Here is a 23,883-nt window from a genome sequence, read left to right as displayed (position 1 = left end):
GCCGGAAACATGTTCCGGCTTCCTAAATTGCACTTATCCGAAACTTACTTGGAGACGTCCTGACCGAAGTACTTCTGAGAAATCTTGTCGTAAGTGCCGTCAGCCTTGATTTCGTCGAGCGCCTTGTTAATTGCAGAGACGAGATCGTCATCGCCCTTGCGCACGATGATGCCCGAAGCGTCTGCATTTTCCTTTTCAGCAACAACTTTTACAGGTGCATTCGGCTGATGCTTCTTGAAGTCGAGGAAGGATAGGCTGTCGTTGAGCGTGGCGTCTGCACGACCCGTCAAAACGAGCTGGATCGACTGATCAAAGCCATCGGTGGCAACCAATTCAGCACCGGCTTCCTTGGCAATGCGACCGTAATTGCTGGTCAGCGACTGTGCGGACTTCTTGTCCTTCAGATCAGCGAAATCCTTGATCGTATCATTCTTGTCATTGACGATAAGAACGACCTTGGAAACGATGTAAGGGTTTGAGAAGTTGAACTTTTTCTGACGTTCTTCGGTGATGCCAACCTGATTGATAACGGCGTCATAACGCTTGGCGTCGAGACCGGCGATCAGGCCATCCCACTTGCCTTCAACAAATTCTGGTTTAACGCCAAGCTTCTGGGCAACTGCTTCGCCGATTTCTACGTCAAAACCGACAAGCTTGTTGTCCTTATCGTGGAAGGTGAACGGTGCATAGGTGCCTTCCGTGCCAATCTTCAGCACGCCTGCTGACTTGATGGCATCGAGGTTTTCGCCCGCCATTGCGGTCGAGAAGAGAGCTACGTTAAGAACACCGACCGTTGCGAGGATTTTTGCGAACTTCATTTGTAAGGTCACCTGTAAAAATATTCGATGAGACGTAAAATACAGGAATTTAATTCTAACGTAGCGTCTAAAATCGCAGTCTTTGCCCAGCTAAGAGAAATTATTTCTAATTTAACGTCACTAATGGCAATTTGAATCCGTATATAGCGATTTGGCAATTTCTGGTTCTAAACATCAATAAAAACGCCGCCTCACGGCGGCATTTTTAATTCGCATGTTTTGCTATTAAGCTTTCCCGAATCCGCCGCCTGTTGGCGTTATGACAGTGAAGGCTTCTCCTGCTTCAAGTACAGTTTGATCGCAGTTGCCCAGCACTTCAATAGTACCATCCTTGCGACGAACTTCGTTGCGTCCGGTCTGACCGGCTTCACCACCTTCCAGACCGAAAGGGGCAACACGGCGATGGCCTGAAAGGATCGCGAAGCCGAGCGTCTTCAACGCACGGATCGTGCGCTTCGTGCCGTCGCCTGCGTGCCATTTACCTTTGCCGCCTGATCCTTCCCGAACATGGAAATCTTCTAGAAGCACGGGGAAACGTGTTTCCAGAATTTCCGGATCGGTAAGGCGAGAATTGGTCATATGCGTATGGACCGCATCGGCACCATTGAAGCCCGGTCCGGCTGGTGCGCCGGAGCAGATGGTTTCGTAATACTGATATTCATCATTGCCGAATGTCAGGTTGTTCATAGTGCCTTGTGCTGCTGCCATGGCTTTGGTCGCGCCAAACAGACAGTTGGTGACGGCCTGACTGACTTCCACATTGCCCGCAACAACAGCTGCCGGGAAGCGTGGCGAAAGCATCGATCCCTGTGGAACAATGATCTTGATCGGCCGCAAACAGCCCGCGTTCATCGGAATATCGCCTTCAACAAGCACGCGGAACACGTAAAGCACGGCAGCGCGTGTTACAGGTTCTGGCGCGTTGAAGTTATCTGGACGCTGTTCTGATGTGCCGGTGAAGTCAACTGTCGCCTCGCGCTTATCACGGTCGATAGTGACGCGAACTACTATCTGGCAACCCTGATCCATCTCGTAGGTGAAATGCCCATCAGGCAACTTGTCGAGCACGCGGCGCACGCTCTCAGCTGCATTGTCCTGAACGTGTCCCATATAGGCTTTCACTACGTCTTCACCGAAGAGACCAATGATCTTTTTCAGCTCAGCTACACCTTTTTCATTGGCGGCAATCTGAGCTTTAAGATCATTGACGTTCTGCGTTAGATTGCGCACCGGATAGGTTGCTCCGGTCAGGAGAGCTGAAAGATCATCTTCACGGAAGGTGCCGCGATCAACGAGCTTGAAGTTGTCGATATAGACGCCTTCCTGCTCGATATTAACCGCCAGCGGCGACATCGAACCAGGGGCGATGCCGCCGATATCAGCATGGTGGCCGCGGCTTGCAACCCAAAAGCGGATCTCGCGATTATCGTCATCGAAAACCGGTGTGCAGACTGTCAGGTCAGGCAGGTGAGTGCCACCATTGTAAGGCGCGTTGATCAGGAATACGTCGCCCGGCTTGATATCCTTGTTCTCGCGGATTGCGGTTGCAACAGAAGCATCCATCGAACCAAGATGCACAGGCATATGCGGCGCATTGGCAACCAGATTACCCTCGGCGTCGAATACGGCACAGGAGAAATCGAGACGTTCCTTGATATTGACAGAGTAGGCGGTGTTCTGGAGCGTCACGCCCATCTGCTCTGCAATCGACATAAAGAGATTGTTGAAAATCTCTAGCATGACCGGATCGGCTTCAGTGCCGATCGCGCTGCGTGACGGCAAAGCCTTGATGCGGGTAAGAACGATGTGATCGTAGTTGGTGAGGCGTGCCTGCCAGCCATCTTCGATAACGATCGTCTGGTTCTTTTCGATAATGATTGCAGGTCCGGTTACGGTCTGGCCACGCTGAATCTGCTCGCGAATAACGACACCAGCATCGTGGAAATCACCTTGCGAGAAGAAACGTGCGCGCTTGGCTGTTTCAGCCTCAAGGTCGCTTTCAAGTGGCAGGCTGGTCTCGGTTTCTCCCGCACCGCCGCCGACTGCTTCGACTTCAACCGCATCGATTACCAGTGCCTTATTTTCTGCAATGAAGCCGAAGCGGCGCTTGTGCGCGGTTTCGAATTCGCTGCGCAGACGATCGGAATCGTCCTCGGCAGGGAAGGTTGCTTCGATGGAAAGTACCGTGTCGGTGCCTGCGTAGCGGATATGCGCACGAAGATGACGCTGAATTGCGGCTTGTTCGATGCCCTGCGTCGCAAGTTCTGCCACACATTCCAAGACCAGTTCTTCACCAAGTGCTTTCAGTGCTGCTGGAGCGGATGCATCGAGCGACACGCCGAGCGCCTTCTGCCGAGTGGCGCGAATGTCGGCCAGGCCCATGCCATAAGCGGAGAGCAGGCCGGACATTGGATGAAGAAGAATGTTCTTCATTCCAAGTGCATCTGCGACGAGGCAGGCGTGCTGGCCACCAGCACCGCCAAAGCAGCTCAATGCATAACGGGTGACGTCATAGCCACGCTGTACGGAGATCTTCTTGATCGCTTCGACCATATTCGCAACAGCAATGCGAATGAAGCCATCGGCAACCGATTCTGGTGAGCGGCCGTCGCCAATTTCATTAGAAAGAGCAGTAAAAAGCGTGCGAACGCGTTCCACATCAAGCGGCTGGTTCTGTTCGGGGCCAAAGATAGCCGGAAAATAATCAGGGATCAGTTTGCCGAGCATGACATTAGCGTCAGTAACAGCAAGCGGGCCACCATTTCGGTAACAGGCTGGGCCAGGATTGGCGCCTGCTGAATCCGGGCCCACGCGGAAGCGCCCGGCATCATAATGCAGGATCGAGCCGCCGCCAGCAGCAACAGTGTGGATCAGCATCATCGGCGCGCGGACACGAACGCCAGCAACTTCCGTTTCGAATGCGCGCTCGTATTCACCATCAAAATGGGCAACGTCAGTCGATGTGCCGCCCATATCGAAACCTATGACCTGTCCAAATCCCGCCGTCTCGCCTGTGCGTGCAAGGCCAACAACACCGCCAGCTGGGCCGGAAAGAATGGCGTCCTTACCCTGGAACAAGTCAGCTGCCGTAAGGCCGCCAGAAGACATCATGAACATGACGCGTGCGCCGGTGCGCTGAACGTCGAGTTCGTTGGAAACCTGTGCGACATAGCGTCGAAGGACTGGTGACAGATAAGCATCGACGACTGTTGTGTCGCCACGACCCACCAACTTGATCAGCGGCGAGACTTCATGGCTAACTGAAACCTGCTCGAAGCCGATCTCACGGGCAATGCGTGCGATTTCAGCTTCGTGCGCCGGGAACTTGTAGGCATGCATGAGGGCAATCGCGATAGATTTATAGCCCTGATCTTTCAACGAACGGAGTGCTGCTTCTGCTTCAGTGCTATCAAGTGCCTGCTCGACAGTCCCATCGGCGTGGATACGCTCATTAAGTTCGGTTACGCTGTCATACAGCGATTCCGGCTTAATGATCTCGGTTGCAAAGATGTTTTTGCGTTCCTGATATCCGATGCGCAGAGCGTCGCGGAAGCCCTTGGTGGTGACAAGTGCCAGCCGCTCGCCCTTGCGCTCGAGAAGCGCATTGGTAGCAACGGTCGTACCCATGCGCACTTCGCCGATCAACCCAGCCGGAACCGGCTCACCCGTCTTGAGGCCGAGATGCAAACGGATGCCGTGAACGGCTGCATCGCGATAGGCTGAAGGGTTTTCGGAGAGAACCTTGCGTGCATGCAGAGTGCCTCCCGGATCGCGTCCAATGACGTCGGTAAATGTGCCGCCACGATCAATCCAGAAGTCCCACACGCCACTTCCCGTTCCGCTCATTATTGGCTCCCTCATGCATGAAGACAGTGCATTTTAAAATCTTTTCAGAATTTCATACTTCCACTTTATTGACAAAATGTCGATAAGATGGTGACATAAAATTCACAAAAATAAGGGAGCAGCAATAATGGGGAATAAAAGAGACTCGGAGTTAATGGCGGAAACGCCCATAGAGATGCTAGAACAGAGCTTCGATGAAGTTTCTCTTCCAAAGCATCTACGCTCTGTTGCTTCTCTAGGGCCGATTGTTTCGTCTGCGCACCTTGCAGAAGGCGGCTCGCCTGGCATGTCAGAGGTCGAATACGGCCTCATTCTGGCTTCGCACGCATTCTCTCGCTGGATGGTTCGCTGCATGGCAGCTGCCGATCTGCCGGGGCTTTCTCCGATTGAAGTTTTGATCCTGCATTCAATCCGTCATCGCGGACGCGAGAAGAAGCTGGCCGATATCTGTCTCGTGCTCGATATCGAAGACACACATATTGCAACCTATGCGATCCGCAAGCTTGAGAAAGCGGGCCTGCTTACCACCGGTAAGGCATCCAAGGAAAAGACGGTCAAAATAACGGAGAAGGGCGCTGAAGCGTGTGCTCGCTATGCGCAGATTCGCGAACGCCTTCTGGTTGAGTCCACTGCGAATGCACGGCCGTCTGAAGAAACCCTATCTGAAGTAGCCGCCTTATTGCGCTTCATGTCGGGTGCCTTCAATCAGGCCACCCGGTCTGCCATCACGTTATAAGAGAGTTACAAGTTTGAACGGAACCGAGTTGAACTTATCTGTTTCAAAACCTCTGCTGACGGTCGAGGGCCTCAGTGTTGAATTCGGCGCCAGTCGGGTCGTCGATGATTTAAGTTTTTCGGTTGCTCCTGGCCGAACGCTGGCTGTCGTTGGTGAATCAGGGTCGGGTAAGTCGATTACGTCGCTTTCGATCATGCGCCTTGCCGATATGAGCGGCGCGAAATTCCCCAAGGGGAGTATTCTTTTCAATGGTCCTGACGGTGAACGCGATCTGCTGAAAGCCGATCAGAAAGCAATGCGTGGCATTCGCGGCAAAGACATTGCGATGATCTTTCAGGAGCCGATGACATCGCTCAACCCGGTCTTCACCATTGGCAACCAGATATCTGAAGTGTTGATGCTGCATGAAGGCATGGCGAAGAGTGCTGCTCTGGCTGAAGGCAAGCGGCTGCTGGAAATGGTGCGCCTGCCAGATGCTGAAGGGCTTCTCAAGCGTTATCCTCACCAGCTTTCTGGCGGTATGCGCCAGCGTGTGATGATCGCGATGGCACTTGCTTGCCGTCCGAAGCTGCTTATCGCTGATGAACCGACCACCGCACTTGATGTGACCATTCAGGCGCAGATTCTGCATATCATCAAAGATTTGCAGAGAGAGCTTGAAATGGCTGTCATTTTCATCACGCACGATATGGGCGTGGTGGCTGAAATGGCGGATGACGTTGTCGTCATGTGGAAGGGCAAAAAGGTTGAAGAAGGTCCGGTTGGCCGCATCTTCGACGCGCCAAAGCATCCATATACACAGACACTTTTGTCGGCAGTTCCGAAACTTGGCAGCATGACGGGCGAAGCGTTCCCGAAGCGTATGCCGGTCATGGTGATGCGCGATGGCGTACCTGTTCTGTCGGGTGAAGAGCGTATTCAGGACACGGCACGGTATAGCGACAAGCCGCTTCTTGCTGTGGATGATCTTTACGTGCGCTTTCCGATCAAGAAGAACATGTTGGGCAAAGTCACCCATGTTTGCAATGCGGTCTCGAAGGTTGCTTTCGACATCTATCCGGGTGAGACCCTGGCACTTGTCGGTGAATCCGGTTCAGGCAAGTCGACCATCGGCCGCACGATCCAGCAACTCCAGTCGCCGCTTTCCGGTGATATCCGCTTTAATGGCAAAGCCTATTCGCAGATGAGTTCCTCGGAGCGCTATAAGATGCGCCGCGAAGTGCAATATATCTTTCAGGATCCGTTTGCCTCGCTCGATCCGCGCAAAACTGTTGGCTTCTCGATTGCAGAGCCGATCCGCACCCACGGCCTTCTTGACAACAACAAGGAGATCAATGCGCGCGTGGCGGAACTACTGGAACGCGTTGGCCTTGGTCCGGAACACGCTTCGCGCTATCCGCACGAATTTTCCGGCGGTCAGCGTCAGCGCATCTGTATTGCGCGTGCGCTTGCTTCAAAGCCTAAGCTTATCATCGCTGATGAAGCGCTTTCGGCGCTCGATGTTTCCATTCAGGCGCAGGTTATCAACCTGTTTATGGATCTGCAGAAAGAACATGGGTTGGCTTATCTCTTCATCAGCCATGACATGGCCGTGGTTGAAAAGATGAGCCATCGCGTTGCTGTGCTCTATCTTGGACAGATTATGGAGCTTGGCTCACGTCGTCAGATTTTTGAAACGCCGACGCATCCTTATACGCAACGCCTGCTTTCAGCTGTGCCGGTTGCCGATCCTTCGGCACGGACCGAACGCGCAGCGCTTGAAGGAGAAATTCCAAGCACGACGCGCCGGATCGACGACAAACCGACGATCTACAATCACCGCGAGGTTTCATCGGGCCATTTCGTCGCCGAAAGCGCCTGAGATATGGCTGCTTTTTTATCGCATTATTCAACGCAAAACCGCTTCAAACTTTTGCTGGAAATGCTTCAACTAAACCCAAAGGGGAAAATAATGATAAGGAAAGCACTGAAAGCTGCTCTTCTGACTTCTGTCCTGTCAGCAGCTGTGATCGCAACGGCACCAGCTTTCGCCGCAGGCAAGCTCACCGTTTCGTCGCCGCAGGACCCGGGCAGCTGGGACCCAATTGATACGTTCCTCGTCAACTGGGCGTCGGTCGCAACCAATATTTTTGACGGTCTTGTCTATCGTGGTCCTGATCTGAAAATCGTACCGGGTCTGGCAACGTCGTGGGAAGAACTCGACGAAGGCAAGCGTATCCGCTTCAATTTGCGTGAAGGTGTGAAGTTTCACGATGGCGAGCCATTCAATGCTGAAGCGGTGAAGTTCACTTTTGATCGTTTGCTTGGTGAGGAAGGCGCGAAAGGTCCGCAGCGTTCCAACTATATCGCAATCGAAAAGGTCGAGATCATCGACGAAAAGACCGTCGATTTTCACCTCAAGACGCCAGATCCAGTGTTGATCAGCAAGCTTGCTGGTTACGGCGCGATGATTGTTCCACCCAAATACATCACCGAGAAGGGTGATGATTATTTCAACACACATCCAGTCGGTACTGGCCCGTTTAAGTTTGTATCCTATGAGCCAAAGGTCAACATCAAGCTGGAAGCGTTTGCTGACCATTGGGGTGGTGCTCCGAAGCTTTCGGAACTTGAATATCGCTTCATTACTGAGCCTTCGACAGCTGTAGCCGAGCTTCAAGCTGGTCGCGTTGATCTGGTCATTCCGCCAACTATCCCAATCGGAATGATCCCGACGATCGAAGGCGATCCAAAGCTTGAACTAGTCACAGCCTCTGGACCTACAGTTTATGCACTGCGTTTCAACACCGTAGATGGCATTACCAAGGACGAACGAGTTCGCAAGGCGTTGATTATGGCTGTGGATCGCGATGCGATCATCCAATCGATCCTTGCCGGGCAGGCTGAAGCGATCGCAAGCTTCCAGGGTTCACTGTCGTTTGGTTTCGATTCAAATATGAAGCCGCTGCCTTATGATCCTGAACAGGCTAAGAAATTGCTTGAAGAAGCAGGCGTTCAGCCCGGAGCAACGGTGCAGATTGACGTGCGCGGTCAGGATGCGAGCTTCAACGAAGTTGCGCAAGCAGTCGCAAGCTTCCTGCAGATGGTTGGCGTGAATGCAACCATCAAGCCCTATGACACGAATGTTTTGCTCAATGACATCATCCCACAGGGCAAAACGGGTGCCATGTTCCAGCAGGCATGGGGTGGTTGGACCTTCGATTACGATAATACCGCTTACTCGATGTACCATTCGGGTGAAAAGTGGAACCCGTACGACAAGGATGAAAAGCTCGACAAGATGCTTGAAGCACAGCGTTCGGTTCTCGACCGTGGCGAACGTGAAAAGCTGCTTCAGGAAATTGCGCATTATGCTGCCGAGCGCGCGCTCGAAATGCCGCTCTACAACCTGAAGGCAATCTTCGGCGTCAACAAGCGCGTGAAAAACTTCGTGCCTGTTCCAGATAGCCGTCTGCGTCTCACCGACGTAACCGTCGATTAAACCAACTGATACGGCAAGCCGTTCATCGGCTTGTCGCTGCATTTCGGAGGCGCTCTGGTGGCTGGATTTCTTATAAAACGAATTTTGCAAGCATTGTTCGTGTTGATCGCAATGACGTTGCTTGTCGCATATGCGATCCGCCTGACTGGCGATCCGGCGCTGATGTTGACGCAAGGTGCTGGCAGTATCACGGAAGCCGATCTCGAGCGCATCCGCGAGGGTTTAGGTTTGAACCAACCATTTCTTGTTCAATATTGGCAATTTCTCAAAGGTCTGTTCACACTTGATCTTGGACGCAGCTTCCTTGGTGGTACACAGGTTTCCGTTTTAGTTGGAAGTGCGCTGCCAGCCACGCTTATGCTGGCTTTTGCCTCACTTTTCGTCTCCATCGTGATTTCGGTGCCACTTGGCATCAAGGCGGCAGTATCACGTGGTAGATGGGCTGATCAGCTCATTCGAATCTGCTCGCTCGTCGGTCTGTCTTTCCCGAACTTCTGGCTTGCGACGATGCTGGTTCTGCTGTTCGGCATTTATCTCCAATGGCTACCGCCAAGTGGTATGAGCGGTATAGCTAGCTTCGTGATGCCTGCGCTGACCATGGGCATTATTCTGACTGCAACCAACATCCGCCTCGTGCGCACGTCGATGCTCGAAACGCTGCAGTCGCAATATATCATGGTGGCTCGCGCTAAGGGCCTGAGCGAAAACAAGGTGCTCTATAAGCACGCACTGCGTAACTGCGCTATTCCGCTGATTACCTATATCGGTTTGCAGTTCGGTGGCCTCCTGGGCGGTATCGTTGTGGTCGAACGGGTCTTCAACTGGCCGGGTATGGGCACGCTTGCATTCGATGCGGTTGCCGGACGCGACTATCCCGTCTTGCAGGCAACAATCGCAATCCTTTCGATGCTGATTATCGGCGTCAATCTTCTGGTGGACATCGCTTACGGCCTTGTCGATCCGCGAATTCGTACGGAGTAGAGCCTATGGCGACTAAAGTGGCGACCAAAACCTCAACACTCCAGCATTCCCGCTTTGCCAGTCTGGAATTTATTGTTGGTTTTCTTCTCACTGGCACCATCTGTCTGGCGGTCATTTTCTCGAGCTATCTGTTTCCAGCAGGCGCGAACAAGATCGACCTGATGGCACGTCTGATGCCGCCATTCGTCAATCCGGCTCATATTTTCGGTGCTGACCCTCTCGGCCGAGACGTGCTTGCGCGTGTCGTTATCGGCGGCAAAATCTCACTTTTTGTGGGTTTCATCTCCGTCATTGGTTCGGTGATCATCGGCACGATCATGGGCTTGGTTGCAGGCTATTATCGCGGGTTTTGGGATATGGCCCTCATGCGCTTTGTCGATGTGCAGCTTGCGATGCCGTTTATCCTGCTTGCCATCACCTTCATGGCTATCCTTGGCGGTGGACTGGTCAACACGATCATCCTGCTGATTGTTTCACAATGCGTGCAATATGCCCGGCTGGTGCGCGGCTCAGTGCTATCGCTGCGCGAGCGCGAGTTCATCTTGTCTGCGCGCGCTATTGGCGTGAAGGACTGGCGCATCATTTTCCAGCACCTGCTGCCAAATCTGCTCGGACCGGTCATCGTTTTGATGACGCTTAATGTCGCCAACAACATCCTGCTTGAATCCAGCCTGACCTTCCTTGGCTTTGGCATTGATTCAACCATTCCAAGCTGGGGTGGAATGTTGGCCGATGGCCGCACCTATCTCCAGACGGCATGGTGGGTAAGCCTGTTCCCCGGTCTTGCCATTCTTTTCACGGTGCTTGGTCTCAACCTTCTGGGAGACTGGCTGCGTGACAGCCTCGATCCAACCGGCAGGACCTCGCGATGAGCGTGATATTTGAAAAGACCTATCCGCGTTCAATCAATTTACTGATCGAACGCCTTTCAAAGCCGGAAATGCGTGGCGCGAAAGTGAAGGTCTGGCTGTTCGATGACCAGCCAAGCCGCTTTGCTGCTGAAACAAAGCTGCGCGAAGCGGGCATCGATGCGCGTGTTCGTTCATCCTATAAACCGCTTCTGCATTTCTTTCTTGAAGAAGTGAATGGGACAGGACTAACGGCTGCAACAATTCGCTATCCACGCCATGACAATTGCGTAGAGAACCGTTTTCTGCTGGAAACCTACCCGTTGACAGCACTCCTACCAGAAGCGCTGATCAGCTTCAGTGCGTCCGGAAACGACGATTTCTTTTACGAAGTCGATCTGAGATTTGCCGATGGCCGCAATGAAAGTCACCGTGTTTTCGCACCCAATCGCGTGCATGAAGATTTTATCGGCGAAACGCTCGTCTCACCAACGGGCTGGCTAATTGTCGAACATGAAGGTAGCAGTGAGAACGCGCGCTTTGAAACCGCTTATGAAAAGCTATTTCACGATACGATTTCGACCATTGCCACCCATGACTGGGGCAGGGGCGAGCCCTATTTTGAAGAGCTGAACATTTCGGTCAACTTGCCGATCACTGATCGACGCATTGCCTATGATGAGGAAGCGCTGAGCCTGACGGAAGCTCTGCACGAAGATATCTATTTCTCGCTGCTCGAAGTTTTCCAGAAAAAGTCTGGTCGCCCCGTCGGTGATCGTGGCTTGCAGCCCGGTCAGATCGTACCCGAAGTCCGCTTCCGTGATGCAGAGCCAACCGTTAGAGTGGAAACACGTCCGCTGGCAACGTCAGATGCGCTGACTGCCGAGCAAGTTCTGGAAAATGCGCAGGCTCCTCTTTCGGCTGACCAGATCCGCAGAGAGATTGCAAAGCTTGGCGGCACACCTTTTGAAGCTAAGACCCGTGCAGGTCGCAGCGTGCGCGCGACCTATGTTTCGGGCCATGAAACGGCGATGATGATCAGTGCCGGGCAACATGCCAATGAAACAACTGGCATCGTCGGAGCGTTGCGTGCCGCAAGCCGTCTTAGCGCACGCGATGGCGCGCACTTCACGATCTCGCCGCAGGAAAACCCGGACGGGTATGAAATCCATAAGCGTCTGTGCGTTTTGCAGCCACATCATATGCATCACGCGTCGCGCTATACGGCTCTTGGCGATGATCTTGAATATCGCAGCGGCGAGGGGCTTTTTGAGAAAGCAATCCGTGTAGAGGCGGAGGCGCGCACCAATGCGAAGCTGCATGTCAATCTGCATGGCTATCCGTCGCATGAATGGACACGCCCGCTGTCTGGATATGTTCCACGATCCTTTGCAATGTGGACGTTGCCAAAAGGCTTCTTCCTGATTATTCGCCATCATGCGACGTGGGAGAAAGAAGCCGAACAGCTGATGGATCATGTGACCAGGCATCTTGGTGCCATCGATGGTCTGCTTGATTACAACGATGCGCAAATCAAGCTTTTCGAGCAACATGCAGGCGAAACAGGTTTCCGCATTATCAACGGCTTCCCATGTATGGTCGGTGTTGATGATCGTCACACAGTTCCGCTGACGCTGATTACCGAATATCCGGACGAAACCATCTATGGCGATGCCTTTGTCAAAGGCCATACGGCGCAGATGGAAACCGTGCTCTCGGCTTATGAAGCCTTGCAGCTGCTCTTTCCGAGCGAGCCGATTGCCTAACTAAAAGCGCATCCCGAAAAGTGTGTAACGGTTTTCGGAAAAGATGCGCGTTAAAGAAAATTTTAGAGCGTTGAGCCGATTTAATCGGATCGGCGCTCTAAAGATAGTAAATGCCAATGCGATTGCCGCCGATCATTTCGACGGCAATCTCCATCTCGTAAATATCGCGCAGAATATCCGGCTGAATGAGTTCTTCCGGTGATCCCTGATGGACGACCTTGCCCTTGCGCATCGCAACGATATGGTCGGAATAGCAGGATGCGAAATTGATGTCGTGCAGCACCAGCACGACTGTCTTGCCCAGTTCATTTGCCGCCCGCCGCAGCAGTTTCATCATCGAAGCGGAGTGCTTCATGTCGAGATTGTTGAGCGGTTCATCCAGCAGAACGTAATCTGTGTTCTGGCAGAGAACCATCGCCACGAAAGCGCGCTGGCGCTGTCCGCCCGAAAGCTCATCGAGAAAACGGTTGCCTAGCTCTTCAAGTTCGAGATAGCCGATTGCCTGATCAACGTGGTCGAGATCTTCGCGTGTTGGGCGGCCCTTGGAATGCGGATAACGCCCGAAAGTCACCAAATCGCGCACTGTGAGGCGCGAGTTAATGGCATTGTCCTGCCTTAAGATCGAAAGTCGTTTTGCCAGCACATCACCCGACGTGGTCGATACATCCAGCCCATCGACGGTAATGCGGCCTTTACACATGGGAAGTAGGCGGCTGACCATGGAAAGCAAGGTGGACTTTCCAGCACCATTCGGTCCGATGATCGACGTTATGCCACGTGCGGGCAATTGCAGCGTCACATCATCAACGACGATCGCATCTCTATAGGATTTACTGACCTGGTTTATTTCGATCAACGTGCGTTTCCCCTGACGAGAAGGATGATAAAGACGAGCCCGCCCAGAAACTCGATGATGACACTGAGCGCAGTATTGAACGAGAAAACGCGCTCAAGAATGGTTTGTCCGCCGACAATGCATAGGATTGCGAGCAATACAGCAATAGGCAGCACGATACGATGCTTGGATGAACCAGCAATCATGTAAGCCAGATTGGCGACAAGCAGGCCGAAGAAGGTGATAGGGCCAACGAGTGCGGTTGAGACGGAAACAAGGATCGTGACGATCAGCAGAATGCGATGCACAACGCGGCTATGATCGACGCCCAGATTGATTGCCGGATCGCGTCCCAGCGATAAAACATCAAAGACATTGAGAAAACGCAGGCCGTAAAGCGTGACCACTGCCACGATAATTGCTGCGAGCAACAGAATATCCGCGTTGACGCTGTTGAAGCTTGCAAAGAAACGGTCCTGAAGCACGGCGAATTCATTCGGGTCGATCATGCGTTGCATGAGGTTGGAGAGGCTTCGGAAGAAGACACCGAACACAATGCCGACAAGCATGACCAGATGCAGGCTGCGTGCCGCACCTGAAAACAGCCAAGCATAAAGTGTGCTGGCAAAGACCACCATGATTGCCGTCTCGGCGAAGAAGCGGCCATTTGGACCGACCCCGTTCACATGGATAGCGCCAAAGGCGAAAACTGCCAAAGTCTGGATCAGAATATAAAGCGCATCAAACCCCATGATGGAGGGAGTGAGAATGCGGTTGTTGGTGACAGTTTGAAACAGCACTGTCGAGACAGCAATCGAATAGGCAACCAGCACCATTGCCGCAAGCTTGGTGCCGCGGAAAGTCAATATGAATGACCAACTGCCCTTGGCTCCCAGTGTCATGAAGGCTGCGCAGGAAATAATGACGAGGATCGAAAGAACCGTGATGATGAAGCAGGGACGTTTAAGCAAGGCGCGATCCCCGACGCAAAAGCAGATAGAGGAAGATCGCGCTGCCAACGACGCCCATCATCGTGCCGATGGGGATTTCATAGGGAAAACGGATGATGCGCCCGACGATATCGCAGGCAAGCACCAGTCCCGCACCAAGCACGGCCACCCACGGCACAGCACGGCGCATATTATCGCCAATGAACATGCTGACCACATTTGGTACGATGAGGCCCAGAAAAGGGATCATGCCCACCGTCACGACCACGCTGGCGCTGACCATAGACACGATCACAAGCCCGAGGGTCACGACGCGGCGATAGTTGAGACCGAGGTTGGTCGTGAAATCTTCGCCCATGCCAGCGACTGTGAAACGATCAGCGGCAATATATGCGATGACGGTGAGGGCGAATGAAAGATACAGCAACTCATAACGACCGCGCAGCACGCCCGAGAAGTCGCCGGTTGTCCATGAATTGAGCGCTTGCAGCAGATCATAGCGATAAGCGATGAAGGTCGTCGCAGCGCTGATCACGCCGCCCAGCATAATGCCAACAAGTGGCACAACGAGCACCGAACGCAATGGAATGCTGCGCAGGATGCGCAGGAAAAGGGCTGTACCAGCAAGGGCCGTAACGGATGCTACCAGCATCTTGCCGAAAACTGGTGTGTCAGGTGCGAACAGAATGACAAGCAGAATGCCGAGGCTTGCAGATTCAACGGTTCCGGCTGTCGATGGCTCAACAAAACGATTGCGTGTCAGCATCTGCATGATCATTCCAGCAACTGCCATCGACATGCCGGCAAGAATGATTGCTAGCGTACGAGGTATCCGGCTGACCAACATAACTTCTGCCGCCCGATCGGTGCTATTTGCGCCAAACAGTGTAGTGAGCGATACATCGCTGACGCCGATAAACAGGCTGATAAAAGCCAGTATGACGACAACAACGATAGCTGCGGCAAGTGCCTTCACGCTTAATTCCTGTTCTCTTGCCTTGTCATGAAATCGGGCCACAAATTGTGCGGCCCGAAATGACTGGGTCAGAAGATATTATTTCGCTTTGTCAAAAGCCGCTGAAAGCTGCTGGATCGTGTTGTGAAGCGCACCAAGGCCACCGCCAACGAGATACCAGTTCTGCGCGTTCAGATAGACGACCTGATCGTTCTTCCAGGCGTTGGTCTGACGCACGAGTTCATTATCGAGCAATTGTTTGGCAGAGGTGCCTTCACGACCGATGGCTGCATCGCGGTCGAGCACGAAAAGCCAATCCGGATTGGTTTCAAGAATGAATTCTGAGCTGACTGGCTGGCCATGATTGCCAACAGAAAGATCGGGTGCTGCGGGTTCAACGCCGAAGCTGTCATGCAATACGCCGAAGCGTGAACCCGGACCATAGGCGCTGATTTTACCGCCGGACGTCAGGATCATCAGGCCTTTGCCTTTGCCCTTGGTCTTTTCTTTCAGTGCTGCGAGTTCGCTATTGAGCTTGTCGACTTCAGCCTTGGCTTCGGTTTCCTTGCCAAAAATCTGGCCCAGCTTTTCGATATTGGCTTCGGTTCCGGAAATGAATTCCTTGGCTGGAACAGTCAGATCGATGGTCGATGCAATCTTTGCGAGCTCACCATATTTTGCAGCCGAGCGACCGCCGACAATGATCAGGTCTGGTTCGGCTGCATTGACCGCTTCATAGTCAGGTTCAAAAAGCGTGCCGACTTTCGTGTAATCTGCGCCGTCGTATTTCTTGAGATATTCCGGGAAAGCTATGCTGCCAGGAACACCGATGATCTTCACGCCAAGGCGATCAAGATTGTCGAGCGTTGCAAAATCGAACACCACGACTTTTTCAGGATTTGTCGCAACCGTTGTTTCGCCTTGGGCGTGTTTGACTGCCACATCAGCAGCGTTCGCGCCGGAGGCAAGGGCTGTGGCAACAAGTGCTGCGCCAAACAGACGGGAAAAATGTCGGCTGATTTTCAGCATGGCGTTCAATCCTTTCGTCAATCTTGTGCTTTATAGTCCGGTTTTCTTCCAGTCAAAGCCGGAAGACCACAATTCAGTTGTTTTGTTCGTCTGGGCTCTCATTGAGCAGGATGAATTTCAAGCTATCTTCGACCGTAAGCGGTATCATCGAACCATGGCTTTCGTTGTCGAAGCGACGATAGGCGACCTCAAAGCCCGGAAGTTGTTTCAACTCGGTCTGAATGTCTGTACCCGAAGGTCCGCCGCGCAGCTTCTTCAGACGCTCAGTATCTTCTTTTGACTGACCTGGGCGTTCGCCGCGCTTGCCGGATGATTCAACAAGCAGCCGCATCGGTTTCGGATCGGCTTTGAATGCCTCCACAAACCGATCCTTGTCGGTGAGAATCGAGCGTCCATTCCACCAGATCGATGGGTCTGCGGCGGCATAAGTCTGAAATGAATCCGGATGATTGAAGAGCGCATAAAGCGTGAAAAGGCCACCCAGCGAATGCCCGAAAAGAGCCTGCTTGTTTTTGTCGATAGCAAAACGCTTTTCGACTTCGGCTTTTACCTGATGATCAATAAAATCGAAAAACGCGTCACGACCGCCAGTTTTCGGAATATTGGTCTGAACAGGGATCAACTCGTCTGGTGTCGGAGGCGTAAGGTCGAAGTAGCGTAGGCGGACAATTTCGTCCTTGTCTTCGGTTGGATAACCGATGCCGACAAACACCGCGTTGAGCCGAGGACTATCTTCCATCAGTTTGGCTGCGATTGGCAACATCCGGTTGCCATCACTCATATAGACAACGGGAAAGCCACTGGCAGGCGCTTTTTCAGCGGGTGCAGCCACGAAGATTCGATAGTCGATGCCGTTCGCCTGCAAATCAAAGGAGTCGACTTGTGGCTTTCCGGCATGTGCGGAGGCGTTCACGAGAATGCATCCGAACATGAGGCATACCTTTAAGACTAAGTTCTTTGTCTGGCTCACGAGAGCATCCATTCCATAAAGAAATGACGCCAGCCCTAAAATCAGCTGGCGTCATAATGTGCGTTAGAAACGTGACGTCATGCCGAGCCAGAGACGACGGCCTTCAACCACGTTGTTGATTTCGTCCACTGTGACCTTTTTGTCGAATATGTTGTAGACGGCAGCATTGAGCGTGACATTCTCGCTGAATTCATAGGAGCCACCCAGGTCGAAAGTGGCATAGCCCTTATATTTTCGGGCGATGACCTGACCTCTGCTGTTATAGGCATATGGCTCACCCACGGTACCGATACGCAGACCAGCATTGATTTCAGGGCCGTGATAGTTACCAGCCGCCCAGGCAGTCAGACCGTCGACTGGCGTTTCCCAATCTGCACGGATGTTTGCCATGTGCTTTGGCGTACGAGCCAGAGGCAGACCTGCGTATTCGCCGGTCTTCTGTTCTGAGTCGGTATAAGTATAGCTACCGCGGAGCTTAATCGTGTCAGTCGCTTCCCAATCTGCCGTCAGTTCTACACCCTGAATTGTAGCTTCATCGATGTTGTAGCTGTAATAGAGAACGTAGTTCGGGTCCTGGGCCCAGCGCAGTGGCTGACCTGTGATTGGGTCATACTGAATGTTGCTGGCGATCTTGTCTTTAAAATCGGTGTAGAAGTAGGTCGCACCGAGACGCAGACCCTGCTGGTTGTCCCACAGTGCACTGGCTTCATAGCTGGTGCTCTTTTCGGGCTGAAGGTTTGGATCACCGATAATGACGCCGCAGTTTCCAGTCGGGCCATAGGTACAGTTGCCGCCGCCAGTCGTGTAAGCATAACCAGGTGCAATAGTGCGAATCTCAGGTGCGCGGAAGCCGGTTGAAATGCCGCCCTTAAGGGTCAGTTGATCCGTGGCGTGCCAGACTGCATAGCCGCGAGGGCTCCAATGCGAACCATAGATTTCGTGGTGATCCATGCGCAGGCCGCCGGTTAGCGCGAAGTCTGGAGTGATCCACCATTCATCTTCAGCGAAAAGCGCCCACTGCTTGATCGTAAACTCTTCGTCCAAGCCTGTACGACGGCCCGGATTCTGATCTGTCAGGGTGCCCTCGATGAACTGACCGCCCGTTACAAGCGTGTGGTTGCCATAAAGCTCGAACGGCGTGGTGAACTTGCCGTCCAGTGTAGAGTTGCGGATATGCGGTGAACGCAGGCTTTCTACAAAATCACCGCGAGCATTGTTCCAGGTAAAGTTTGTTCTCTGAGCAGTTTCCTGCATGAAAGAGAATTCGGAAGTTGTTGGACCCCAGCGGCCTGTGTGACTGATCGACCAGTGGTTTCGGTCGTTCATATTATAAGTGTCGAGCGGTGCGGTGCTGCCGGTGGCTACAGGGTTGATCGTGTTTCCAACCGATGAATCGCGGCGCAAGCGCGTCTTGCCAGCTTCAAAAACGATGTCGTGATCGGCGTTCGGCGTAATCGTCACACGACCGGTGATATCGATATCGCGTTGCTCAGGCGTGCCGCTGATGATCTTGTCTTCCTGACGCTTGAGACCGCGCCCCCACAGCTGCACGCCAACCAAATTGGGAACGAGAGGGCCGGTCATGTAGTATGAGCCCTGTAGCGAATTACCAAACTTCGAGTGCTGCTGAACCGTGGTGTCGAAGCTCAGCGAACCGCTCCACTTGTCCGAAACCTTCTTGGTGATGACGTTGATCACCCCACCCATGGCGTCGGAACCATAAAGCGATGACATCGGGCCACGAATAACTTCGATGCGTTCAATAGCGTTGGCTGGCGGCAGGAAGCTCTGTTCAAAACCGGAGTTGCCGTTGGTGCGCGCATCACGCGTGCTTTGACGCTTTCCGTCAACGAGGATCAGCGTGTAGGTTCCCGGAAGTCCGCGAATAAAGATATCACGTTCTGCTGCAGCCCCCGTCACAGCAACACCTTGAACGTCGCGCAATGCATCGCCGAGATCGCGATAAGAGCCTTTCTCAAGTTCTTCACCCGGGACAACCGAAATGCTCGCTGGCGCATCGGTGATGTTCTGCTCGAAACCCGTCGCCGAAACAACGATCTGATTGAGCGTGATACCACCGGCCGCGTTTACTTGTTCGGTCGCCTGGGTTCCAGCCTGTTTCTTTTTCGCGGCTTCTTCTTCCGCGTTGGTCGCGGTCTGTGCGAAAGAAGCTACACTGCTTAGAATGAGTGCTGTCGAAAGGCATGTGCCCGCAAGAATGGCTTTTGCAAAAAACGATCCGCTGGCCAATTGCCTGTTCTGCGAACCATTGGTACGCAATCCCCGAAACAAGCTGGTCATAAATATCACCCTTAAAGTTGAGTTTTCAGCTCTCCTTATGTATGGCAATAACGTGACGTCAATCATCATGATTTATAACAGTTCCAAGTTCCAGAAAACGCAACTGAACGGATGTCGGAGCAATGTCGGGCAAGCGAATGAAAACGCAGGCAGAGGTTGAGAAAGTGGCGGGCGAGAGCCTGAAACTGGGGCAACTGAGATTGCTCATTGCACTGGATTCACTTCTTGTGGAAGGCAGTGTCGGTGGCGCTGCAAAACAAATGGGTTTGAGTATTGCGGCCATGAGCCGGCTACTTGGACAAATCCGAGAGAAGTTCGACGACCCGATCCTCGTTCGTTCTGGTCGCAACATGATTGCAACCCCAAAAGCTGAAGCTTTACGTGGCCGTTTGCGCAGACTGGCCAATGAAGCTGAAGCGCTTATGAGCTTCGATGGCAGGGATGCAGTGGAAACGCATTGCAAAAGAAAACAGGGCTGGGAGAGGGCAAGCGCTATCATTGCGCCTCCGCCGCTTGGTATTCGTAAAGTGGTAGAGCTCGAAAACCATCCGACACCTGAACAGCTTGCAGCACAATTTGCCAATATTCAGGATGAGAATGACCCTGTCCGGCGGCTTGCAAAATATATTGCGATCACGGGACGCAAGGTTGGTCACACGCGCCCACTCGAAATGTTCGAAGCAGAAGATGCTTTCACCACGATATTTGCGGGTGAGGCAGACCCTATGCAAATCAGTGCTTTATTGAGACTTATTCATTATCGAGGTGAAACGGCGCCTGAACTTGCCGGGATGGCTAATGCAGCTCGAAAATACTACTCGACAAAGGCTGAATTAGGTGGACCAGCACTCGATTGGCCTGCATATCTTTCACCGAATTCGCATCAGTCTCCATGGTTTATGTTGGCGGCGATCCTTGTTGCACGCGCGGGCTATCCCGTCGTATTGCATGGCAATTGCGGAACTGGCGAGCTTTCCGGAAAGCTGGAGCTTGCGGCAGAATCCGTCAACATCCCGGTTACAGGTTCACTATCTTTGGCTGAAAGTGCTTTGCAAGCGCATGGCATCTGTTTCATGCCATTAGCTGGTTTTGCACCGCAGGTTCACGCGCTGCTCTCGCTTTATCCTCTGTTTCACTCGAGATCTTCGATCAACAGCCTTGCGCATCTGCTTAACCCCATGAAGCTCTCCGCATCGTTCCTTGGCGTTACTCAACCGACCTATCGTGAGCTGCATCGCGATGCAGCGGCGCTCCTGGATTTGCAGTCTGTTTCGGTTGTGTCGACGAGCCGCGATGTGGCGGAGCTGGTGCCTCACCATGCGCATACGGTTTTTAGATGGCTCGGCGGACAGAAAATAGATCTCACATTGCCAACCTTGTCGAAAGCAGGAACCGACAAACATTCCAGCCTGTCTTCATTCGAATACTGGCTCGCCGTCTGGTCGGGTGCCGCGATTGATGAGCGTGCAGAGCTTACGATAATCGCGTCTACAGCAATGGCGCTCATGACTGTCGTCAAAGCGGAGAATGATAGTTACGGACAGTTTTACAAAAAGGCGGAAGAACTTTGGAAAGCACGCCATCAACACTGATTGCCTGTGGGTGTGTGCGCGCAATCTTCTGTTTTGTTGTCTACATCGGCGGCTGAAGTGGAGCAAATCCGGATCGACACCGCCAGCCGTCGAAGTGCGATTGCTGATAAGGACCAATGAACATAAAGCTGGTCAGGTTCTGCAAGATGTGTCGTTGCGTTCAGGCAAGGGAATTATTCACGGAATCCTTGGTCGCTAAGGCAGTGGTGTAAGTACATTAGAGCGCTGTTTGAAATATGCTGTATAGCCTATCAAGAGGGTATGCATTCGCCGCTGATCTGAATTAAGTAAAGACAAGGAGGTATTTTCTATAAAAATACGAAGCGGTATATGCGATATATTACAGTATTTTATCACGATATGCTCATAAAATACTAAAGGTATGTCGTGGCCTTATCATATATGAGATGGATGTGGTCCGGCAGATTGCAGCAGCGTGAAGGATCATCCAAGAAATACGTGGTTGCGTGAAGTAGGAAGAACAATCTGAAACGGCGACTGCGTCCGCATCCGGATGTTGCACGCCTATCAAGATCTCCAGTGTTTTCCAAGGCTCGCAAGCCTGAAGCTGGGATGAGTTTACGGATAGCCTACTTGACGGTTAATTGGTGTGTAGTCGTCGACACACGCAACCGATGCGATACCTAGAATACCTTGTGACCGATAGGCGCCTATAGTAGCTGGCAGGACAAGGAAAAAAGCGCCGGAAACCCGGCGCTTTCATTTCGACATATTCGTTGCGCTTAGCCGCTGATCAGCTTGACTTCCATGAAGTCTTCCAGACCCCACTTGCCGCCTTCGCGACCATTGCCGGATTGCTTGTAGCCGCCAAACGGGCTACCTGGCGCACGCGCAGTTCCGTTGATCTGGATCATGCCAGCGCGGAGTTTACGCGCCACGCGTTTTGCGCGATCCGGGCTGCCTGTCTGAATATAGGCAGCCAGGCCATATGGCGTATCATTGGCGATAGCGATGGCCTCCTCTTCCGTATCAAAGGGGATCATCGCCAGCACCGGTCCGAAGATTTCTTCCCGTGCAATAGTCATTTCGTTGTTTACATCGGCGAAGATGGTCGGCTTGACGAAATCACCTTCGGAGATGCCATCGGGTCGACCGATGCCACCTGCAACGAGACGCGCACCTTCATCAATACCCTTCTGGATCAGCGCCTGCACCTTTTCGAACTGGATTGATGACGACAGCGGGCCAATATGTTCACCATCCTTGGACGGGTCATCGACTGCGGTTTTGGCGGCAGTCTTCTTGGCAAATTCGACTGCCTGTTCATAGATCGATCGTTCAACCAGCATACGTGTTGGCGCATTGCAGGACTGACCGGTGTTTTCAAAGCAATGGTTCACACCACGTTCGATTGCCTTTTCCAGATCACTATCAGCAAAAACGATATTTGGTGACTTGCCGCCGAGTTCCAGCGAAACGCGCTTGACGGTCGCAGCCGCTGCACGCGAGACTGCAGATCCAGCACGGGTCGAACCTGTAAATGACATCATGTCGATGTCAGGATGCTGTGACATTGCTTCGCCAACGACTGGACCTTCGCCGTTGACGAGGTTGAATACGCCTTTCGGCAGACCGGCTTCATCGACGAATTCGGCGAAAAGCATTGCCGACATTGGTGCAATTTCGGATGGCTTGAGTACGACCGTGCAACCAACAGCAAGAGCGGGGATAACCTTGAGTGCGATCTGATTCATCGGCCAGTTCCATGGCGTAATCAGTCCGCATACGCCGATGGGTTCATGCAAAATGGCCTGATTAGGATGCTTTGGCGATAGAATTTCTTCGAATTCGAAATTCTCAAAAGCAGCGATGAAAGCCTTGGTATGCGAGAGACCGGCGGCAGCCTGGGATTCGCGCGCAAGCTTGATTGGAGCTCCCATTTCCTTGGAAATAGCATGGGCCATTTCTTCAAGGCGACGCTCGTAGATTTCAACAATTCGGCGCAGATAGCCAATACGTTCTTCAGCAGGCGTTTCGCTCCAAGAAGGAAACGCTTTGCGCGCTGCAGCAACAGCGAGATCAATATCCGCTGAAGAGCCAGCAGAAATCGCTGCATAAGGCTTCTCATTGGCTGGATTGATGACTTCTATGGTCTTTGCTTCAAGCGGGGACCGCCATGCACCGTCGATATAGAAATCCGTTTTCTGATCCAGATTTTTCTGAAGCATGATGAAATCCTCCAATGCTTTGAATTTTATCTTCAAGGTGGCGAACCACCCGTTTTCCCTAGTTGCCGCGCAGACTAACCGCCAGCTACGACGCCGTCAAAACACAACGATCAATGGAAACATCAATTTTTCTTATTCATTATCGTAGGCTTCAAACTCGATGCCGAGCGTTTCCAAACCTTCTTCTATGTAGTCGCCCAAGAGCGGTATGCCGAGCAGGTACTTCGCTTCGCGTCCATTGTGACGATCACTTGCGGTCGCAAGAGCGTCATCCCATTCTTCAGCGCTAAAATCCCCGCGACCAACCCAGACTAAAGCCAACAACTCAACCTTCTCGTCTTCATTCAGAGAACGAATTGCGGCGACAAGCTCCTTGCGCGTCGGATTATCAAGCGAAGCATCGAGAATATCGATATCGCCGTCATCGGAAGCATTGGAACCAGGGTTTTCATCGACCGCCGGAACCTGCACATCATATTCGCGCGCCTTGGCGATAATGAATTCGATGTTTTCGATATTGTTGACCAGTTCAACCATAGTGATTTGCCTCCATGACGTCATTGTTTAACGAACGCAGGGTTGGTGG

Annotated in this window: 17 protein-coding genes; 7 read left to right on the top strand and 10 right to left on the bottom strand. The window is 52.6% G+C overall.

All coding sequences use genetic code 11. The features are described from left to right. Window positions 1-44: 44 nt before the first annotated feature. Together KMS41_15430 and KMS41_15425 are read right to left on the bottom strand one after the other, a co-directional pair. The gene (locus KMS41_15430; protein ID QWK78911.1) at window positions 45-818 is read right to left on the bottom strand and encodes an amino acid ABC transporter substrate-binding protein; all 774 of its coding nucleotides are present in this window, start codon (window positions 816-818) and stop codon (window positions 45-47) included. A 225-nt stretch (window positions 819-1,043) separates the two neighbouring features. Next, the gene (locus tag KMS41_15425; protein ID QWK78910.1) at window positions 1,044-4,679 is read right to left on the bottom strand and encodes a hydantoinase B/oxoprolinase family protein; all 3,636 of its coding nucleotides are present in this window, start codon (window positions 4,677-4,679) and stop codon (window positions 1,044-1,046) included. A 139-nt stretch (window positions 4,680-4,818) separates the two neighbouring features. Here KMS41_15425 and KMS41_15420 point away from each other — a divergent pair, with 139 nt between their 5' ends. The 6 genes from KMS41_15420 (at window position 4,819) to KMS41_15395 (ending at window position 12,476) form a co-directional block, all read left to right on the top strand. Next, the gene (locus KMS41_15420; GenBank protein ID QWK80272.1) at window positions 4,819-5,400 is read left to right on the top strand and encodes a winged helix DNA-binding protein; all 582 of its coding nucleotides are present in this window, start codon (window positions 4,819-4,821) and stop codon (window positions 5,398-5,400) included. Window positions 5,401-5,413: 13 nt separating this feature from the next. Then, the gene (locus tag KMS41_15415; protein ID QWK78909.1) at window positions 5,414-7,261 is read left to right on the top strand and encodes an ABC transporter ATP-binding protein; all 1,848 of its coding nucleotides are present in this window, start codon (window positions 5,414-5,416) and stop codon (window positions 7,259-7,261) included. Between the two features lie 90 nt (window positions 7,262-7,351). After that, window positions 7,352-8,881 (top strand): ABC transporter substrate-binding protein, encoded by a 1,530-nt coding sequence (locus KMS41_15410; protein ID QWK78908.1) that lies wholly within the window; start codon window positions 7,352-7,354, stop codon window positions 8,879-8,881. A 57-nt stretch (window positions 8,882-8,938) separates the two neighbouring features. Then, window positions 8,939-9,862 (top strand): ABC transporter permease, encoded by a 924-nt coding sequence (locus KMS41_15405; GenBank protein QWK78907.1) that lies wholly within the window; start codon window positions 8,939-8,941, stop codon window positions 9,860-9,862. Window positions 9,863-9,879: 17 nt separating this feature from the next. Continuing rightward, a complete protein-coding gene (locus KMS41_15400; protein QWK80271.1) occupies window positions 9,880-10,734 on the top strand; it encodes an ABC transporter permease in 855 nt (284 codons plus the stop codon). Continuing rightward, window positions 10,731-12,476, top strand: coding sequence for a peptidase M14 (locus tag KMS41_15395; protein ID QWK78906.1), 1,746 nt, complete (start codon window positions 10,731-10,733; stop codon window positions 12,474-12,476). Before KMS41_15400 ends, KMS41_15395 begins: the two co-directional genes overlap by 4 nt. A gap of 97 nt (window positions 12,477-12,573) precedes the next feature. Here KMS41_15395 and KMS41_15390 read toward each other — a convergent pair whose 3' ends face one another. From KMS41_15390 to KMS41_15365, 6 genes are all read right to left on the bottom strand, one after another. Beyond that, entirely contained in the window at window positions 12,574-13,332 is a 759-nt protein-coding gene (locus KMS41_15390; protein ID QWK78905.1) for an ABC transporter ATP-binding protein, read from the bottom strand. Beyond that, window positions 13,329-14,282 (bottom strand): iron chelate uptake ABC transporter family permease subunit, encoded by a 954-nt coding sequence (locus KMS41_15385; GenBank protein QWK78904.1) that lies wholly within the window; start codon window positions 14,280-14,282, stop codon window positions 13,329-13,331. Before KMS41_15385 ends, KMS41_15390 begins: the two co-directional genes overlap by 4 nt. Beyond that, window positions 14,275-15,237 carry an ABC transporter permease gene (locus KMS41_15380; GenBank protein ID QWK78903.1) on the bottom strand — a complete coding sequence of 321 codons (963 nt, stop codon included), beginning with the start codon at window positions 15,235-15,237 and terminating at the stop codon, window positions 14,275-14,277. Before KMS41_15380 ends, KMS41_15385 begins: the two co-directional genes overlap by 8 nt. Before the next feature lie 78 nt (window positions 15,238-15,315). After that, on the bottom strand, window positions 15,316-16,245 hold the full coding sequence (locus tag KMS41_15375) for a siderophore ABC transporter substrate-binding protein (GenBank protein QWK78902.1): 930 nt from the start codon (window positions 16,243-16,245) through the stop codon (window positions 15,316-15,318). 73 nt (window positions 16,246-16,318) lie between these two features. Then, the gene (locus KMS41_15370; GenBank protein QWK78901.1) at window positions 16,319-17,176 is read right to left on the bottom strand and encodes a prolyl oligopeptidase family serine peptidase; all 858 of its coding nucleotides are present in this window, start codon (window positions 17,174-17,176) and stop codon (window positions 16,319-16,321) included. Between the two features lie 102 nt (window positions 17,177-17,278). After that, window positions 17,279-19,465: a TonB-dependent receptor gene (locus KMS41_15365; GenBank protein QWK80270.1), complete on the bottom strand. Its 2,187-nt coding sequence runs from the start codon at window positions 19,463-19,465 to the stop codon at window positions 17,279-17,281. Between the two features lie 173 nt (window positions 19,466-19,638). On the opposite strand from KMS41_15365, the gene KMS41_15360 reads away from it, so the two are divergent. Further along, the gene (locus KMS41_15360) at window positions 19,639-21,108 is read left to right on the top strand and encodes a glycosyl transferase family protein (GenBank protein QWK78900.1); all 1,470 of its coding nucleotides are present in this window, start codon (window positions 19,639-19,641) and stop codon (window positions 21,106-21,108) included. A 743-nt stretch (window positions 21,109-21,851) separates the two neighbouring features. On the opposite strand, the gene KMS41_15355 is transcribed toward KMS41_15360, so the two are convergent. Together KMS41_15355 and KMS41_15350 are read right to left on the bottom strand one after the other, a co-directional pair. After that, a complete protein-coding gene (locus KMS41_15355) occupies window positions 21,852-23,297 on the bottom strand; it encodes an aldehyde dehydrogenase family protein (protein QWK78899.1) in 1,446 nt (481 codons plus the stop codon). A gap of 132 nt (window positions 23,298-23,429) precedes the next feature. Beyond that, on the bottom strand, window positions 23,430-23,834 hold the full coding sequence (locus KMS41_15350; protein QWK78898.1) for a DUF3775 domain-containing protein: 405 nt from the start codon (window positions 23,832-23,834) through the stop codon (window positions 23,430-23,432). Window positions 23,835-23,883: the final 49 nt, after the last annotated feature.

This window comes from Ochrobactrum sp. BTU1 (assembly GCA_018798825.1).
GTDB lineage: Bacteria > Pseudomonadota > Alphaproteobacteria > Rhizobiales > Rhizobiaceae > Brucella.
The sequence above is the reverse complement of the archived record's forward strand: the minus strand, read 5'-3'. Positions and strand labels throughout refer to the sequence as shown.